The organism is Xylophilus sp. Leaf220 (assembly GCF_001421705.1).
Lineage (GTDB): Bacteria > Pseudomonadota > Gammaproteobacteria > Burkholderiales > Burkholderiaceae_C > Xylophilus.
In genome coordinates, this window is the sequence record NZ_LMKO01000012.1 from 85,798 (window position 1) to 103,801 (window position 18,004).

The window sequence follows — 18,004 nt, forward strand, 5'->3', positions numbered from 1 at the left end:
CGCGCCCGCCATGACCGAAACCCCCTTCGTCTACCTCGCCTCCCAGAGCCCCCGGCGTGCCCAGCTGCTCGAGCAGATGGGCGTCGCGCACCGGCTGCTGGTGCCGAACGCCCAAGGCGACATCGCCGAAGACGCCGAGGCGATCGAGGCCGTGCGGCCGGGCGAGGCGCCGGCCGCCTACGTGCGCCGGGTCACGTTGGCCAAGCTCGATGCCGCCGTGGCCCGCCTGGCGCGCCGCGGCCTGCCGCCCGCACCGGTGCTGTGCTCCGACACCACCGTGGCCCTGGGCCGCACCATTCTCGGCAAGCCGGCCGACGCGGCGGAGGCGGCGGCGACCCTGCGGCTGCTGTCCGGCACGACGCACCGGGTGCTCACCGCGGTCGCGCTGCAGCACGGCATGCAGCGCCAAGTGGAGGTCAGCGTGTCGCAGGTGCGTTTCGATCCCTTGGGCGATGCGCAGATCGACGCGTACATCGCTTCCGGCGAGCCGTTCGGCAAGGCGGGCGCCTACGGCGTGCAGGGACGGGCCGCCGCGTTCATCCCGCGCATCGCGGGCAGCTATTCGGGCATCATGGGCCTCCCGGTGTACGAGACGGCGGCACTGTTGCGTGCCGCGGGCGTGCTGCCCTGACAAGACCGCTGCTGGAGACGCATGCAACAAGAGATTCTGATCAACTGGTCGCCCCAGGAGACGCGCGTGGCCGTGATCGAGCATGGCGCGGTGCAGGAACTGCACGTCGAGCGGCCGCTGGAGCGAGGGCTGGTCGGCAACGTCTACCTCGGCAAGGTGTCGCGGGTGCTGCCGGGCATGCAGTCGGCCTTCATCGACATCGGTCTGGAGCGTGCCGCTTTCCTGCACGTCGCCGACCTGTGGCATCCGCCGGCCGAGGGCGAATCGCTCACCCAGGCGCGCCAGTCGCAGCCGGTGGTACCGATCGAGAAGCAGGTGTTCGAAGGCCAGGCACTGCTGGTGCAGGTGATCAAGGACGCGATCGGCACCAAGGGCGCGCGCCTCTCCACCCAGATCAGCGTCGCGGGGCGGCTGCTGGTGTTCCTGCCGCAGGACGACCACATCGGCGTGTCGCAGAAGATTCCTGCGGTGCAGCGCGACGCGTTGCGCAAGCGGCTGCAGGCGCTTTCGGGCACCGGCAAGGGCGGCTTCATCCTGCGCACCAACGGCGAGGAATCGAGCGACGCCGAACTGGCCGAGGACATCGCCTACCTGCGCAAGACCTGGGCGCGGATCCGCAAGGCGTCGATGGAGCTGCCGCCGAAATCGCTGCTGCACAACGACCTCGACCTGCTGCAGCGGGTGCTGCGCGACCTGGTGGGCGAGGAGACGCAGACCATCCGCATCGACTCGCAGGAGCAGCACGCGCGGCTGCTGGCCTTCGGCCGCGAATTCATGCCGGCGGCCACGCCCAAGCTGCAGCACTACAAGGGCGAGCGTCCGATCTTCGACCTGTACGCGGTGGACGAGGAAATCGCCCGCGCGCTGGGCCGGCGGGTCGACCTCAAGTCGGGCGGCTACCTGATCGTCGACCAGACCGAGGCGCTGACCACGGTGGACGTGAACACCGGCGGCTTCGTCGGCGCCCGCAATTTCGACGACACCATCTTCAAGACCAACCTGGAAGCGGCGCAGGCGATCGCGCGGCAGCTACGACTGCGCAACCTGGGCGGCATCGTCATCGTCGATTTCATCGACATGGTGCGTCCCGACCACCAGCAGGCGGTGCTGGCCGAGTTCGGCAGGCAGCTGGCGCGCGACCGGGTCAAGACCTCGGCGGGCGGCTTCTCGCCGCTGGGCCTGGTCGAGATGACCCGCAAGCGCACCCGCGAATCGCTGGCCCACATGCTCTGCGAGCCCTGCGCCGTGTGCCAGGGCAAGGGCAGCGTGAAGACCGCCCGCAGCGTGACCTACGACATCCTGCGGGAGATCCTGCGCGAGGCACGGCAGTTCCATCCGCGCGAATTCCGGGTGGTGGCGTCGCCCAAGGTGGTGGAGCTGTTCCTCGACGAGGAAAGCCAGCACCTGGCCAGCCTGTCGGATTTCATCGGCAAGCCGATCTCGCTGCAGGCCGAGACGGCGATGGGGCAGGAGCAGTACGACATCGTGCTGCTGTGAGCCACGGGACCCGGCAGGGCCGGTGAGGGCTCGGACGATCGGGTGGAGCGGTGCCAAGGACCCATCGCCAATCCCGACCGCCCGGGCGGACTGAACGATAGTTTCAAGTATCCATTAGGCCTCTAGCCGGCGTCTGAAGCCGGCTTCTAGCTATTTATTTTGTAGCAAAAGGCCATTGTGGGGGCCCTGCCCGGTCAACAAGCCCCTCCGACCCGACCCGACCCGCCGGTGCAGCGCGGCGCAACGTTCAGGCTTGGACGTCAGGCATGTCCGTCGGCGCTGCCGCAGCTTGCCGTTGCACCGCCGGCGTGTGCAGCCGCGCATACAGCCCGTCGAGGGCCAGCAGCTGGGCATGGGTGCCCTGTTCGGCGATGCGGCCCTGCTGCATCACCACCACCCGGTCGGCGTTCTCGATCGTGCTCAGCCGGTGGGCGATGACCAGGGTGGTGCGGCCCTGCATGACCCGCTGCAGGGCTTGCTGCACCAGGCGCTCCGACGCGTTGTCGAGCGCGGAGGTGGCCTCGTCCAGGATCAGGATCGGCGCGTCCTTGTACAGCGCCCGGGCGATCGCCAGCCGCTGGCGCTGGCCACCCGAGAGCTGCGCCGCGTTGTGGCCAACCTGCGAATCCATGCCCTGCGGCATCGCATCCACATGCGCGGCCAGGTTGGCGGCCTCCAGGCAGTCCTGCAGCCGCTGGCGGTCGACCGGCTGGCCCATGGCCACGTTGGCGGCGACGGTGTCGTTGAGCATCACGACGTCCTGGCTGACCATCGCGAACTGGGCGCGCAGCGCCGGCAGGTGCCAGTCCGCCACGTCGTGGCCCTGCAGGGATACGCTGCCCGCGGTCGGCAGCACGAAACGCGGCAGCAGGTTGGCCAGCGTCGTCTTGCCCGAGCCCGACGGCCCGACGAAGGCGACCACCTCGCCCGGCGCGATCCGCAGGCTGATCCGGTCGAGCGCGGGTGCGCCGTCGTCGCGGTAGGCGACCGTCACCTCGCGCAGTTCGATGCCGCCGCGCGTCGCTGCATCGGCCGCAGCGGGCCGCCAAGTGCCGCCGTCTTCGGTGCGTACCTCCTCCATCAGCAGCAGGCCGCGCTCCAGCGCCGCCACGCCGCGGGTGATCGGCCCGGCCACTTCGGCCAGCCGCCGGATCGGCGCGATCAGCATCAGCATCGCGGTGATGAAGGCGACGAAGCCACCCACGCTGACGCCGGCCGAGGTGACGCCCGCCCGGTCCTGCCAGAGCGCGGTGACGATCACCGCCGACAGCGCGGCCGCCGCCAGCAATTGCGTCAGCGGGGTCATCGAGGCAGACGCGATCGTCGACTTGATCGCCAGCCCGCGCAGCCGCCGGCTCAGGTCGGTGAAGCGGGCGGATTGCGCATCCTGCGCCGCATGCAGCCGCACCATGCGGTGGGCCAGCACGTTCTCCTCCACCACGTAGGCCAGGTCGTCGGTCGCCTTCTGCCCGCTCTTGGTGACGCGGTAGAGCCTGCGCGACAGCGTCTTCATGATCCACGCCACGCCCGGGATCAGCACGCCGACGATCAGCGTCAACTGCCAGTTCAGGTAGAGCAGGTACACCAACAGCGCCACCAGGGTGAAGCCGTCGCGCGAGAGTCCCAGCAGGGCCTGCACCAGCAGCGTGGCGCCGGTCTGCACCTCGTAGACCACCGTGTTCGACAGCGCGCTGGCAGACTGGCGCGAGAAGAGTCCCATCTCGGCAGACAGCAGGTGCTGGAACATCGCGTGCCGCAGCCGCATCATCCCTTCGTTGGCGATGCGGGCCAGCGCGTATTGCGACACGAACTGCGCCGCGCCGCGCACCGCGAACAGGCCGACGATCGCCACCGGCACCATCCACAGCTGAAGCCGTCCCTGCACGAAGCCGCGGTCGAGCAGCGGCTGCATGAAGGCGGGGATCAGGGGCTCGGTGACAGCCGCCACCAGGGTGGCGACGATGGCCAGCCCCCAGGCCGCGCGCTGCCCGCCGAAGTAGGCGGAGAGGCGGCGCAGCCGCGCCATCAGGGTGGGCGCGGCAGCGGGGGTCGCTGGGGCGGGGGAGGGGGCCGCCTGCGCGGGGCCGGCGTCGGTGCTGGGCATGGGCAGCGGATTCTACGGGTGCCGAAATCGCCGGGAGGCCTGAACTTTTTGTGACAGCGGGTCTCAGCCACTGTGTAACATCGCACCTCTGCAACACCGTGGTGTGCCTCGCCTGCGCGACGCGCCGACCAAGCCTTTGCTGCCAATGAAATACCCCAGTCCCGTACCCTCGCCTGACTCCCTTCGTTTTTCCGCCAGGCGCAGAGGTATCGTGGCCTCGCTGGCAGGCGCCTCCGTCCTGCCGGCCTTCGCCCAGTTCCGTGTCGAGATCACCGGCGTCGGCCTGCGCCAGATCCCCATCGCCATCGTGCCGTTCAAGGGCGATGCGCAATCGCCGCAGAAGATCGGCGCCATCGTGTTGGCCGACCTGGAGCGCAGCGGCCAGTTCACCAGCATAGACGCCGCGGGCGAGACGCTCGACGAGACCAGCCGCCCCGACCTGGGCGTGTGGAAGCAGAAGTCGGCCGACGCGGTCGTCGGCGGCAGCGTCACCCGGCAGTCCGATGGCCGTTTCGACGTGCGCTTCCGCCTGTGGGACACCGCCAAAGGGCAGGACCTGGGCGGCCAGAGCTTCGTGGTGCCCGCGGGCGACCTGCGCCTGGCGGCGCACCGCATCTCCGACTACATCTACGAAAAGCTGACCGGCGAGAAGGGCGTGTTCTCGACCCGGATCGCCTACGTCACCAAGGCCGGCTCCAAGTACACGCTGTGGGTGGCCGATGCCGACGGCGAGAACGCGCAGGCCGCGCTGTCGAGCCCCGAGCCGATCATCTCCCCGGCCTGGTCGCCCAACGGCGGGCAGCTGGCCTACGTATCGTTCGAGTCGCGCAAACCGGTCGTCTACGTGCACGAAGTGGCCAGCGGCCGGCGCCGGCTGATCGCCAACTTCCGCGGCTCCAACAGCGCGCCCGCATGGTCGCCCGACGGGTCCTCGCTGGCCGTCACGCTCAGCCGCGACGGCGGCTCGCAGCTCTACACCATCAGCTCCAACGGCGGCGAGCCCAAGCGGCTGATGCAGAGCAGCGGCATCGACACCGAGCCCGTCTTCTCCGCCGACGGCCGCACCATCTACTTCGTGAGCGACCGGGGCGGCGCGCCGCAGATCTACCGCATCGGTGCGTCGGGCGGCAACGCCGAGCGGGTGACCTTCACCGGCTCCTACAACATTTCGCCCACCCTGAGCCCCGACGGCCGGTATCTCGCCTACATTTCGCGCATCGGCGGCGCCTTCAAGCTGCAGGTCATGGAGTTGGCGAGCGGTACGGTGACCTCGATCACCGATTCGTCCGCCGACGAGAACCCCAGCTTCGCTCCCAACGGCCGCCTGATCGTCTACGCCACCTTGCTGCAAGGCCGCGAAGCCCTGATGACCACCACGCTCGACGGAAAGATCAAGGCCCGCCTGGCAGGGCAGGGCGGCGACATCCGCGAGCCGGACTGGGGTCCGTTCCAGAAGCAACCCTGACAGTTTTCCAGTCAATAAACCTAGATATCTCCGGAGGTCACCATGTTCAAGAAAATCGCCCTGGCTCTTGCCATCACCGCACTGGTCGCGGGCTGCAGCTCACCCGTCAAGCTCGACGAAGCACCCGTGACCGACCTGGGCACCAGCGGAAACGCCGGAGCCGGAGCCAACGGCAGCCGTGGCGCGACGTCCGGCGTGGCACCGGTCAACCTCAACGGTGCCGGTGCCGACGCGGCCGGTCCGGTGGGCGTGGCCCGCATCATCTATTTCGACTACGACAGCTACTCGATCAAGCCCGAGTTCCAGTCGGTCATCGAAGCGCATTCGCGTTTCCTGCGTGCCAATTCGCAGCGCCGCGTGTCGGTCGAAGGCCACACCGACGAGCGCGGCGGTCGCGAGTACAACCTGGCCCTTGGCCAGAAGCGCGCAGAAGCCGTGCGCCGTGCGTTCGGCCTGCTGGGCGTGACCGACACCCAGGTCGAGGCAGTGAGCTTCGGCAAGGAGAAGCCGGCGGTGTCGGGCAACGACGAAGCCGCGTTCGCGCAGAACCGCCGCGCCGAGATCTCCTACCGTCAATGATCGGTATCCCAATGACCGGCCGCCGCTGGGCGGCCGTAGCCTTAGCGACCGCCGCTGCCTGCAGCGGCGGTTTTGCGCATGCGGGCTTGTTCGACGACGACGAAGCCCGCCGCGCCATCCTGGAGATTCGCCAGCAGATCGACAACAACCGCGCCCAGATCGGCCGGGTGGGCGACGATCTGAAGCGGTCGAACGAAGAGAACGCACAGCTGCGCCGCAGCCTGCTCACGCTCCAGGGCCAGATCGAGACCCTGCGGGCCGACCAAGCCACGATGCGCGGCCAGAACGAGCAGCTGGTGCGCGACGTGTCCGAGCTGCAAAAGCGGCAGAAGGACATCGCCCAGGGCGTGGACGAGCGCTTGCGTCAGTTCGAACCGGCCAAGGTCAACCTCGACGGCGTGGAGTTCGCAGTCGATCCGAACGAGAAGCGTGATTTCGACGCGGCCCTGGCCGTGTTCCAGAAGGGCGACTTCGCCGGCGCGCAGAGCGCGTTCGATACGTTCATCAAGCGTTATCCGAAAAGCGGCTACACGGTGCAGGCGCTGTTCTGGCTCGGCAACGCGCAGTATGCCAACCGCAACTACCGCGATGCCATCGTCAACTTCCGCTCGCTGCTGTCGCAGGCGCCGAGCCATGCGCGCGCCCCGGAGGCCGCACTGGCTATCGCCAATTGCCAGGCCGAACTGAAGGATGTGAAGGCCGCCCGCAAGACGCTGGAAGACCTGATCAAGGCCTACCCGCAATCCGAAGCCGCCGCAGCGGCCAAGGAACGGCTGTCGCGCCTGAAGTGATGGCGGGGTTGCCGGCATGACCGCCGTGGTCGCGCCCGGCGACATCCCGCCCGCCGCAGGGCTGCCGGAGGAGGCAGACGCGGCACGCCGCTTCGGCGGCCTGGAGCGACTCTACGGCGTGGATGGCGCTCAGCGCATCCGCCGCTCGTGCGTCGCGGTCGTCGGCATCGGCGGTGTCGGTTCCTGGACGGCCGAGGCGCTGGCCCGCAGCGGCGTGGCCGGGCTGGTGCTGATCGACCTCGACCATATTGCCGAATCCAACGTCAACCGCCAGATCCACGCGCTCACGCCCACCGTGGGCCAGGCCAAGATCCTGGCGATGCGCGACCGCATCGCGTTGATCAACCCCGACTGCGTCGTGCACTGCGTCGACGAGTTCGTGGAGCCCGCCAACTGGCCGGGCCTGCTGCCCTGCGCGGTGGATGCGGTGGTGGACGCCTGCGACCAGGTCAAGGCCAAGGTGGCGATGGCCGACTGGGCGCGGCGGCAGGGCAGGCACTTCCCGTTCGTGTCGGTAGGGGCCGCCGGCGGCAAGCGGCAGGCGCACCTGGTGGACTTGGCCGATCTCAGCGCCACCACGCACGACCCGTTGCTGGCCCAACTGCGCTACCGGCTGCGCCGTGCGCACGGCGCCCCGAAGGACGGCAAGCCGATCGGGATCCGCTGCGTCTTCAGCCGGGAAGCGGTGGCGCCGCCGGACGCATCCTGCGCGATCGACGGTAACGGCTCGCTCAACTGCCACGGCTACGGGTCGGTGGTGAGCGTCACCGCCACCTTCGGCATGGTGGCCGCGGGCTGGGTGCTGGACCGCCTGGCCGCGCAAGGCGCGGCGGGTGCGCCGGGCGCGCCGTGAGCCTGCACCGGCCGCGGCCGTCGGGCCGGCCCGCAGCCGACGATCGCACCTGAAAAGACAGCGTTAACATGCGCGTTTTCGGAGCCCTGCAGTGACCCAAGCCCGCGAGACGGTACGGCAGCCCCGCAAGGGCCGGGGGGCGATGACGCTCGCCGATGTGTCCCGTCTGGCGGGCGTCTCGGCGATCACCGTGTCGCGTGCGCTCAATACGCCCGAGCTGGTGTCGGCCGCCACCCGCGAGAAGGTGCGGCTGGCGGTGGAGCGTACCGGCTACGTGCCCAACCTGCTGGCCGGCGGGCTGGCCTCCAACCGCAGCCGGCTGGTCGCGGCGATGGTGCCCACCATCGCCGGCCCGGTGTTCCTGGAGACGGTGCAGTCGCTCACCGAGACGCTGGCGGCCTCGGGCTACCAGCTGCTGCTGGGCCAGAGCGGCTACGACCATTCGCGCGAGGATGCGCTGATCGACGCGATGGTCGGCCGCCGGCCCGACGGCATCGTGCTGACCGGCATCATGCGGTCGGCCGGTGGCCGGCGGCGGCTGATCGCATCGGGCATTCCGGTGGTGGAGACCTGGGACCTGACGCCCACGCCGATCGACATGCTGGTCGGCTTCTCGCACGAGCGGGTGGGTGCGGCCATGGCGCAGTACCTGCTGGGCAAGGGCCGCCGCCGGATGGCGCTGGTCACCGGCGACGACCAGCGTGCCCGCGAGCGGTGCGACAGCTTCCAGCGCACGCTGCGCGCCGCCGGCATGTCCGAGGCGCCGGTCTGCACCGTGCCCGCCCCGACCACCCTGGCCGGCGGCCGCGAGGCGCTCGTTCGTCTGCTGCAGGCGCATCCGCAGATCGACGCGCTCGCCTGCAGCTCGGACGCCCTGGCCCACGGCGCGATCATCGAGGCACAGGTGCGCGGCATCGACGTGCCGGGGAGGATTGGCGTGATGGGTTTCGGCGATCTGGCCTTCGCCCGTCATGCCCATCCCGCGATCACCACGGTGCATATCGACGGCGACGCGATCGGCCGGCAGGCGGCGCGCTTCATCGTCGAGCGCGGCGACGACGCATCGGTCGGGCGGCCGAAGGTCGTGGACATCGGCTTTTCCGTGGTGGAACGCGCCAGCGCCTGAAGACCGGAGGTCGGCCCGGCACGAAGGGTTAACCAGCATGCGCCACAGAAATGACAGCGCTACCATTCGGGCAGTTCCAACCCGGCACCTCGCGGTGCGCATCACTCCATGACTTCTCCCGGCCCCGCCGTACCGCCTGTCGAACCCGCCGCACCAGGGCGCCGCAAGCCCGAAGAACTCCGTTCGCACCGCTGGTACGGCGCCAAGGACCTGCGCAGCTTCGGCCACCGCTCGCGCACCGCGCAGATGGGCTTCTCCCGCGACGACTACCTGGGCAAGCCGGTGATCGGCATCCTCAACACCTGGAGCGACATGAACTCCTGCCACACGCACTTCAAGCAGCGGGTGGAGGAGGTCAAGCGCGGTGTCTGGCAGGCGGGCGGTTTCCCGGTCGAGATCCCGGCGATGAGCCTGGGCGAGGCCTTCCAGAAACCGACCACCATGCTCTACCGCAACCTGCTGGCGATGGAGGCCGAGGAGCTGATCCGCTCCTACCCGGTCGACGGCGTGGTGCTGATGGGCGGCTGCGACAAGACCACGCCCGGCCTGGTGATGGGCGCGCTGGCCAACAACCTGCCGACCATCTTCGTGCCCGCTGGCCCGATGCTGCGCGGCGACTACAAGGGCAGCGTGCTCGGCTCCGGCTCCGACACCTGGAAGTACTGGGCCGAGCTGCGCGCCGGCAACATCACCGAAGACGACTGGCAGGAGGTGGAGGACGGCATCGCCCGCAGCCCCGGCACCTGCATGACCATGGGCACCGCCAGCACCATGACCAGCGCCACCGAGACCCTGGGCCTGACGCTGCCGGGCGCCAGCTCGATCCCGGCGGTCGATTCGCGCCACGCGATGATGGCCACCCACACCGGCAAGCGCATCGTCGAGATGGTGTGGGAAGACCTGAAGCCGCTCGACATCCTCACGCCCGCGTCCTTCGACAACGCGGTGGTCGCGGTGCTGGGCCTGGGCGGCTCGACCAACGCCATCGTGCACCTGATCGCGATGGCGCGGCGCGCCGGCGTGGCGCTGGACCTGGCCCGCTTCGACGCCCTGGCGCGCGGCACGCCGGTCATCGCCAACCTGCGGCCGGGCGGGAAGTACCTGATGGAGGATTTCTACTACGCCGGCGGCCTGCGGGCCTTCCTCAAGGAGATGGGCGAACTCATCGACGGCAGCCAGCGCACGGTCAACGGCTGCACGCTGGCCGAGAACATCGCCGATGCCCAGGTCTACAACACCGACGTGATCCTGCCGCGCGCCGCGCCCAAGCTCGAAAGCGGCGGCCTGGCGGTGCTCTACGGCAACCTGGCGCCCTCGGGTGCGGTGATCAAGCCGGCCGCGATGGAGCAGCACCTGCGCCGCCACACCGGCCCGGCCGTGGTGTTCAAGGACTACAACGACATGGCCGCGCGCATCGACGACCCGGCCTTGCCGGTCACCAAGGACAGCGTGATCGTGCTGCAGAGCGCCGGCCCGCAGGGCGCGCCGGGCATGCCCGAGTGGGGCCAGCTGCCGATCCCGCAGAAGCTCCTGAAGGAGGGCGTGCGCGACATGGTCCGCATCAGCGACGCCCGCATGAGCGGCACCAGCTACGGCGCCTGCGTGCTGCACGTCACGCCCGAATCGCATGTCGGCGGCCCGCTGGCGCTGGTGCGCGACGGCGACCTGGTGACGCTCGACGTCGATGCGCGCCGCATCGCGATGGAAGTGAGCGACGAGGAGATCGCCCGCCGCCGCGCCGCGTGGCAGCGTCCGATCCCCAAGTTCAGCCGCGGCTACGGCGTGATGTTCCTCAAGCATGTGGAGCAGGCCGACACCGGCTGCGATTTCGACTTCCTGGCGCCGGGCTATGTCGATCCCGACACCGCCGCGGCGCTGGCGGCCGCCCACGGCACCGCAGCGGCCGACCGCGACCCCGAGATCCACTGACCAGCGCGTGGCCGGCGAATGCCGGCCCGCCCGCGCGCTTTTGCTTTCCGTCCCACGATCCACACGAGAGACATGCCATGACGACGCACCGCTCCGAACCCTCGCGCACCGCCGGCCGCCGCCGTTTCCTGCAGGCCGCCGCGGCCGCCGCGGCACCCGCCGGCTTGCTGGCCGCCGGCGCCGCACGCGCGCAGGCCGACGGTCCCTGGCCCTCGCGGCCGATCACCTACGTCGTGCCCTTCACCCCGGGCGGCTCCACCGATGTCATTGGCCGCATCGTTGCGCAGAAGCTCACCGAGGCGCTGGGCCAGCCGGTGGTCGTCGACAACAAGCCCGGCGCGGCCGGCGCGGTGGGTGCCAGCTACGTGGCCAAGGCCAAACCCGACGGCTACACCCTCTTCGGCGGCACGATCAGCACCCACGCGATCAACGCCAGCCTCTATCCCCGGCTGCCCTACGACCCAATCAAGGACTTCGACCCGATCTCGCTGGTCGCCTTCCTGCCCAACGTGCTGATGGTCGACCCCAACCTGGGCGTCAACTCGGTCGCCGACCTGGTCGCGCTGCTGAAGAAGGACCCGGCCAAGCGCACCTTCGCCTCCTCCGGCCCCGGCACCTCGACCCACCTGGCGGGCGAGATGCTCGGGGACATCCTGGGGATCAAGCTGACCCACATCGCCTACAAGGGCACGCCGCCGGCGATGCTCGACGTGTCCTCGGGCCAGGTCACCTTCATGTTCGACCAGATGACCGCCGCGCTGCCCCTGGTGCAGGCCGGCAAGCTGAAGCTGCTGGCCGTCACCAGCGCCCGGCGAATGGCGCTGGCGCCCCAGTTGCCGACGATGGTCGAGGCCGGCGTGCCGGGGTTCGAGATGGCCTCGTGGCAGGCCGTCTATGCGCCGCACGGCCTGCCGCCGGCCATCGGGCAGCGGCTCTCCGCCGAGATCAACAAGGCGCTGCTATTGCCCGAGGTGAAGAACAAGCTCACCGAGCAGTTCGGCATGGAGGTGGTCGCCGGATCGCCCGAGCAACTGACCGCGCTGATGCAGAAGGAAATTCCCCGCTGGGGCGCCCTGGTGAAGAAATCCGGCGCCACGGTGAGCTGACCATTTTTCGCAACCCCTCCATCCGATCCATGACCGACTCATCCTCCGCACCCCAGGACTTCCCGGACGCCACCCGCGCGCTGCTGCGCCAGGTCAGCGTCGCCACGCTCTGCACCCAGCTCTTCAAGCGGGGCTTTCGCAACGTCTTCCTGCAGGGCGTCGGCCGTCTGGCCCGGCCTGCCGACGGCGGCAACCTGGTCGGCCCGGCCTACACGATGCGCAACATCCCGGCGCGCGAGGACCTCGACCAGATCAGCGCCTTCGACGACCCGAACCATCCGCAGCGCCGCGGCATCGAGAGCGTGCCCGCAGGCCATGTGCTGGTGATCGACTGCCGGGGCGAGACGCGGGTCGCCTCGGGCGGCCAGATCCTGACCACGCGGCTCAAGGTGCGCGGCGCGGCGGGCCTGGTGTCGGACGGCCCGGTGCGCGACAGCGCCCAGATCGCGCAGATGGACTTCCCGGTGTACTGCGCCGGCGGCAGCGCGCCTCTCAACCTGATCCACCACCATGCGATCGACCTGAACGTGCCGATCGGCTGCGGCGGCGTGCCGGTCTACCCGGGCGACATCGTCGTCGGCGGCGACGAAGGCGTGGTGGTGGTCCCGCGCCACCTGGCCGACGAGGTGGCCCGCGACGCGGTCGAGCAGGAGAAGATGGAGGCCTTCATCCTGGAGCGGGTGGAGGGCGGCGCCCGGCTGGCCGGCACCTACCCGCCGAACGCCGAGACGCGGGCGGCCTACGAGGTGTGGCGGCGGGAGAAGGGCGTCTGACCGGCCGGAAGAGCCTCCGCTGCGCGCCTCGATCGGGCGGCGGCCGTAGTGTGCGGTGTTTTCGACGGCTAGTGCTCCGCCGTCCGCAACCGCTGGCGGCGATTCCTCCACGGTTCTCGGTGCCCGACTGTGTTGTTGTAATGACGCTATTGAATTGATAGCTGCTAGCCGGCGCCACACGCCGGCTACAGGCACTTTTCCTTCAAAAATCGCCGGTGGTGCATCTATCCGGGGGTTTATCGACGCGCCGTTACGATGGTGGCCGCACGCGGAGGCCGGCGCGCATTCGGCCTCCGCTTCTTGTTCTTCACTTTCCTGTCACGCCCGATCTTCATGAAAAACAAAGTCCTCGTCGTCAAGGGTGCACTGCTGCCCGCCCTCGAAGCCCGCCTCGTCGCGCAGTACGACACCGCGCTGCTGCCGCCCGCCGGGCCCGAGCGTGACGCGCTGCTGGCCGCGGAAGGTGCCGGCTTCGAAGGCCTGGCGACGTCGGCCCGGCTCGGTGCCGATGCGGCCCTCATCGCGGCGCTGCCGCAGCTGAAGGTGATCTCCAGCTTCGGCGTCGGCCTGGACGCGCTCGACCTGGAGGCCGCCCGTGCCCGCGGCATCGCCGTGGGCTACACGCCCGACGTGCTCAACGACTGCGTGGCCGACACCGCGTTCGCCCTGCTGATGGACGTGGCCCGCCGCATCAGCGCCGCCGACCGCTTCGTGCGGTGCGGCGACTGGCTGAAGGGCCAGTTCCCCACCGCGACCAAGGTCTCGGGCAAGCGTCTGGGCATCCTGGGCATGGGCCGTATCGGCCGGGTCATCGCCCGCCGCGCCAGCGGCTTCGACATGGAGGTGCGCTACCACAACCGCCGCGCCCTGACCGACGTGGACCACGGCTACGCCGCGTCGCTCAAGGAACTGGCCGAGTGGGCCGATTTCCTGGTCATCGCCAGCGCCGGCGGTGCCGACACCCAGGGCCTGGTCTCCGCCGAGATCCTCGACGCGCTGGGCCCCCAGGGCTACCTCATCAACATCTCGCGCGGCACCGTGGTGGACGAGGCCGCACTGGTCGATGCGCTCACCCACCGGCGCATCGCCGGCGCCGGCCTGGATGTGTTCGAGCGCGAGCCGCAGGTGCCCGCCGCCCTGGTGGCGCTGGACAACGTGGTTCTCCTGCCCCACCTGGCCAGCAACACCCAGGAAACCCGCGCCGCGATGGCGCAGCGGGTGGAGGACAACCTGGCAGCGTTCTTCGCCGGGCGGCCGCTGGTGTCGTCGGCCCTCTAACACGGGCCGGGGCTCCTGCCGGCCGGGAGCGGCGCGGCTGAGCGCCTTGCAGCCGGCGCGCCGGGTCAGCCCGCCAGGCCCCGGCGGCGTGCCGCCAGCGCGAACACACCCACCAGCGCCGACAGCAGCATCACGCCCCATTCCGACAGTGTCGGCACCGAGGTCGCGTTCGGCGCGGCCGACACCGTGGTGGTCGCGGTCGAGCTGTTGTTGCCCGGCACCGCGTCGCCCGGCGCATCCACCGTCGCCGTGTTGGAGAGCGGCGATGCGCCGGTGTAGGGGTTGGCCAGCTTCAGCGTCACCGCGAAGCTGCGCGTCCCATTCACCGCCAACGGGCCGACCAGGCAGGTGACGGTGCCGCCGGCCTCGGTGCAGCCGGCACCCGAGTCGAAGGTGGTACCGGCCGGCAAGGCATCGCGCACCTGCGCACCGTCGCTGGCCAAGGGGCCGTTGTTCCGGACCAGCAGGGTATAGGCCAGGTTTCCGCCGGCGATGCCGGTGGCCGGACCGCTCTTGGTGATCTGCAGATCGGTGGCGATCTGGGCGCGGCGCGTGGTGGTCGATTCAGTGCGGTCGTTGTTGGCCGTCTGGGTTTCCACTTCATTGACCTGCACGGTCACCTTGTTGAAGCCGGTGCCGCTGGTCGAGCCGGCGGCGGTCAGCGACTCTGCCCGCATCTGGTAGGTGACGGTGGCGACGGCGCCGCTGGCGATGCCCGGGAACGAACAGGTCAGCGTGCCGGACGTGGTGCCGATGGCAGGCTCCACGCAGGTGCCTCCGTTGTCGACCGTGAGGGCACCGCGGTAGCTGAACACCGCCGACGGAGCCGATCCGGGCGCCGGGAATACATCGACCATGCGCAGGTTGGTGCCGTAGGAAGGCCCGCCGTTGCTGATCGTGACGGTGTAGGTGGTGGGCTGGCCCAGCTCGACCGGGTCGATGCTGTCCACCTTGTTCACCAGGATGTCGAGCTGCGGCGCCACCACCGCGGTGGAGGTGGTGGCCGAGTTGTTGCCGGTCTGGGTCTCCAGCGTGGCCGTGGTGACGGCGACGTTGTTGACGACGGCGTCGTAGGCGGCGCCCGTTCGGGTGCCCAGAGGGCGCACCCGGTAGGTGGCGGTGTACTGCTGCCCGTTCGGAACGTTCGCCCAGGCGCACACCAGGCTGCCGCCCACCGAATCGACCGCCGGCACGGTGGTGCAGCTGCCGCCGTTGGAGACGCTCACCAGGTTCATGAAGGCGGCGTTGGCCGGCAGGGTGTCGGTGAGACGTACCGTCTGTGCGGTTGAGGGGCCGTCGTTGCGCACCGACGCCTGGTAGGTGATCGGCGCGCCGGCCGGCACGGTGGAAGGCGTGGCCGTCTTCAGGGCCACGATGTCGACCTTGGCGGTCACGGTGCTGCTGACGCTGGAGGTGTTGTTGGTCCGGTCGGTGTCGCCCACCTGGGGCGAGTTCACTGTCGCGGTGTTGCCGCGGCTGCCGGTGTCGACGATGCTGGGCCGGACCACCACCAGCACCGACTGGGTCGTGTTGGGGCCCATCGTGCCCAGGTTGCAGCTCAGTGCCACCGAACTGCCGTTGGTTACGTTGTTCGGGGTGCAGGCGCCCTGGCTGGGCGTGGCCGACTGGAAGCCGCCGGTGCCCACCAGGCTCGCCAGCGTGTCGCTGACGGTCACGTTGGTGGCCGCGGCGGTGCCGTTGTTGGTCACCGTCAGCCGGTACGAGAGGTTCTCCCCGGCTATCACCGTCTCGCTGCCGGCCACGACCGCCTTCTGGATCTGCAGGTCGGCCGAATCGACCACGGCCGTCGCCAGGACGGTGGCACTGCCGCACTGGTTGCCCGGGTTGGTGGACGAGACGGGGAACGTGCCGCTGAGCGACGGGCAGTTGACCGTGTTGGTCGTCGAACCGGCCACGTCGGCCCGCGCGGCAACGATCAGGGTGGAGGTGGCGTTGGCGGCCAGTGCTCCGGTCCGCTGGCAGGTCAGGGTCTGGCCGTTCGTGTTGCAGATCCAGGTGGCGCTGGAACCCGCCGCAGGTGCGGCGACGACGGTGATGCCCGCCGGGATCGTGTCGACCACGGTGATCGTCTGGGTCGCCCCTACCGCCAACGGCCCGTCGTTGGTCACCGGCAGGGTGTAGTTGAAGGTCTGGCCGACCGCCACCGGGAAGCCGGGGCCGGTCTTGCCGACCCGGAGGTTGGCCTCGTTGGTGGAGGTGACGTTGACGGTGGAAGTGTCGTTGGCGGTGTCGGGATCGGTTTCGGGGATCGCGATGGCCGCGGTGTTGGGCACCGAGCCGAGGCCGGTGGCCGTGGCGACGAGCGTGATCGCCGGCATGTTGGTGAAGTTGCCGCCGGCGTAGGGGCCGGGCCGGGTGCAGGTGACGGTGGGGTTGCCCGGCGTGCCGGTGCAGGTCCAGCCCGGGCCGCTGGCCGATACGAAGGCCAGCGACGGGTCGAGCGTATCGGTCACCGTGATCAGGCCGCTGCCGGTCGCGCCCGGCGCCACCCCGCCGTAGAAGCGCGGCGTGAGGGTGTAGCTGACGTTGCTGTTCTGGGCAACCACGGCGGACGGGCGGGTCTTCGTGATGCCCACGTCGGAGCCGGTGGTGGACGCCACGTCGACCGTGTCCGCGTCGTTCGTGCTGTCGCCGTCGGGCATGCGGCTGCCGTCGTTCTTGAAACCGGCGACGGCGAATGCGGCGCTCACCGTGCCCGCCACGTTGGCGACGGCGGGCACCGTCAGCGGCGCGGTGCTCGTGCCGTTGGCCAGGCCGCCGGCGCGGGTGCAGGTCAGGCTGCCCGAACTGCGGGGATAGGCGCCTGCCGGCACCGGAACGCACGACCACCCGGTCCCGCTGGGTGCCGCGGTGATCGAGGCGCCGCTCGGCACCGCGAAGCTGATGGTCTGCGAACCGTCGGAGGGCAGCGCATCGGGACCGTTGTTGGTCGCGACGAGCCGGTAGGTGAAGTTCTGGCCGGCCGTCACGTTGGCGGCCGAGGCGGTCGCGGCGATCGCCAGGTCGGCTGCGGCCACCACGGTGGTGGTGTTGAGACAGCTGCCGCTGCCGGTACAGGTGGCGTTGGTGCGGTCGTTGTTGGTGGCGTTGGGGTCGGGCGTGGTGCTGGTGGCGCCCGCCGTGTTGGTGTAGACGCCCGCGGTGGGCAGTCGGACCCGGATGGCCACCGTCACGAAACTCGTCACCGGCGAGGTGAAGGGCAGGTCGCCCAGCGTGGCGCAGGTGACCTGGCCGTTGTTCTGGCTGCATGTGCCGACCGAGGGCACCGCGCTGACGAAGGTCGCTCCTGGCGGGATCGTGTCGGTCAGCGTGATGCCTGTCGCGGTGTTCGGCCCGTTGTTGTCGATCCGCAGCGTGTAGGTGAAGATTCCACCGGCCGGACCGGGATCGGGACTGTCGGAATGGTTGAGCACCAGATCCGCAGACTGCGCCTGCGCCGTGGCGGCACCGACGAGGCAGGTGGCTGCAAATACGGCTTTCAGGCACACCCGTGCCAGCCGCGAAACGCGTGACGTCATCGACTTCCCCGTTACCTGTCCAGTCGGCAGGGGAAACGTCCCACGCATCGATTCTGCAATTAAGCACTGGTCAAACTCGGGAAATATTAGCATCTGTAACTAATATTTACCCGTTAAGTTATAAATAAATCCGGAATAAACACCATCTTAATATATGGCCGGGTTAAATTATTTCGTCTATACAATGCGGGCGAATCCGGATCGCGGTGATCCGGTCTCGCGCGTGCCGTGAGCCTGGGTTGGTAAGTTCGGCTTGCGATGCAACGCGCGTGGCATGGTGCCGACGCCGACACCTCCGTCTCCCATCATGGGCGAGGCATGCTGCCGGCCTTT

Annotated in this window: 13 protein-coding genes; 11 read left to right on the forward strand and 2 right to left on the reverse strand. The window is 69.6% G+C overall.

Going from position 1 to position 18,004, the window contains the following annotated elements:
• The first annotated feature begins 10 nt into the window (after window positions 1-10).
• Window positions 11-631 carry a nucleoside triphosphate pyrophosphatase gene (locus tag ASE76_RS09215; protein WP_055838098.1) on the forward strand — a complete coding sequence of 207 codons (621 nt, stop codon included), beginning with the start codon at window positions 11-13 and terminating at the stop codon, window positions 629-631.
• A gap of 21 nt (window positions 632-652) precedes the next feature.
• Window positions 653-2,128 (forward strand): ribonuclease G, encoded by a 1,476-nt coding sequence (gene rng, locus ASE76_RS09220; protein ID WP_055838100.1) that lies wholly within the window; start codon window positions 653-655, stop codon window positions 2,126-2,128.
• 247 nt (window positions 2,129-2,375) lie between these two features.
• Here the strand turns inward: rng and msbA are convergent, their stop codons facing one another.
• Window positions 2,376-4,232, reverse strand: coding sequence for a lipid A export permease/ATP-binding protein MsbA (gene msbA, locus ASE76_RS09225; RefSeq protein WP_055838103.1), 1,857 nt, complete (start codon window positions 4,230-4,232; stop codon window positions 2,376-2,378).
• 145 nt (window positions 4,233-4,377) lie between these two features.
• Between msbA and tolB the strand changes: the two genes are divergently transcribed.
• The 9 genes from tolB (at window position 4,378) to ASE76_RS09270 (ending at window position 14,132) form a co-directional block, all read left to right on the forward strand.
• Entirely contained in the window at window positions 4,378-5,697 is a 1,320-nt protein-coding gene (tolB, locus tag ASE76_RS09230) for a Tol-Pal system beta propeller repeat protein TolB (protein ID WP_055838106.1), read from the forward strand.
• Between the two features lie 42 nt (window positions 5,698-5,739).
• Window positions 5,740-6,276 (forward strand): peptidoglycan-associated lipoprotein Pal, encoded by a 537-nt coding sequence (pal, locus tag ASE76_RS09235; protein WP_055838109.1) that lies wholly within the window; start codon window positions 5,740-5,742, stop codon window positions 6,274-6,276.
• An 11-nt stretch (window positions 6,277-6,287) separates the two neighbouring features.
• Window positions 6,288-7,067 carry a tol-pal system protein YbgF gene (gene ybgF / locus ASE76_RS09240; protein WP_055838112.1) on the forward strand — a complete coding sequence of 260 codons (780 nt, stop codon included), beginning with the start codon at window positions 6,288-6,290 and terminating at the stop codon, window positions 7,065-7,067.
• Between the two features lie 16 nt (window positions 7,068-7,083).
• Window positions 7,084-7,920 (forward strand): ThiF family adenylyltransferase, encoded by an 837-nt coding sequence (locus ASE76_RS09245; RefSeq protein WP_055838116.1) that lies wholly within the window; start codon window positions 7,084-7,086, stop codon window positions 7,918-7,920.
• 91 nt (window positions 7,921-8,011) lie between these two features.
• Complete coding sequence (locus ASE76_RS09250; RefSeq protein ID WP_369793399.1) at window positions 8,012-9,046, forward strand: LacI family DNA-binding transcriptional regulator; 1,035 nt, start codon at window positions 8,012-8,014, stop codon at window positions 9,044-9,046.
• 108 nt (window positions 9,047-9,154) lie between these two features.
• Complete coding sequence (gene araD / locus ASE76_RS09255) at window positions 9,155-10,975, forward strand: L-arabinonate dehydratase (RefSeq protein WP_055838122.1); 1,821 nt, start codon at window positions 9,155-9,157, stop codon at window positions 10,973-10,975.
• A gap of 77 nt (window positions 10,976-11,052) precedes the next feature.
• Window positions 11,053-12,081, forward strand: a complete 1,029-nt coding sequence (locus tag ASE76_RS09260) for a tripartite tricarboxylate transporter substrate binding protein (RefSeq protein WP_055838125.1) — start codon at window positions 11,053-11,055, stop codon at window positions 12,079-12,081.
• Window positions 12,082-12,110: 29 nt separating this feature from the next.
• Complete coding sequence (locus ASE76_RS09265) at window positions 12,111-12,854, forward strand: ribonuclease activity regulator RraA (RefSeq protein ID WP_055838127.1); 744 nt, start codon at window positions 12,111-12,113, stop codon at window positions 12,852-12,854.
• A 333-nt stretch (window positions 12,855-13,187) separates the two neighbouring features.
• The gene (locus ASE76_RS09270; RefSeq protein ID WP_055839206.1) at window positions 13,188-14,132 is read left to right on the forward strand and encodes a 2-hydroxyacid dehydrogenase; all 945 of its coding nucleotides are present in this window, start codon (window positions 13,188-13,190) and stop codon (window positions 14,130-14,132) included.
• Window positions 14,133-14,197: 65 nt separating this feature from the next.
• Here ASE76_RS09270 and ASE76_RS09275 read toward each other — a convergent pair whose 3' ends face one another.
• The gene (locus ASE76_RS09275) at window positions 14,198-17,671 is read right to left on the reverse strand and encodes an IPTL-CTERM sorting domain-containing protein (protein WP_168389237.1); all 3,474 of its coding nucleotides are present in this window, start codon (window positions 17,669-17,671) and stop codon (window positions 14,198-14,200) included.
• Window positions 17,672-18,004 lie beyond the last annotated feature (333 nt).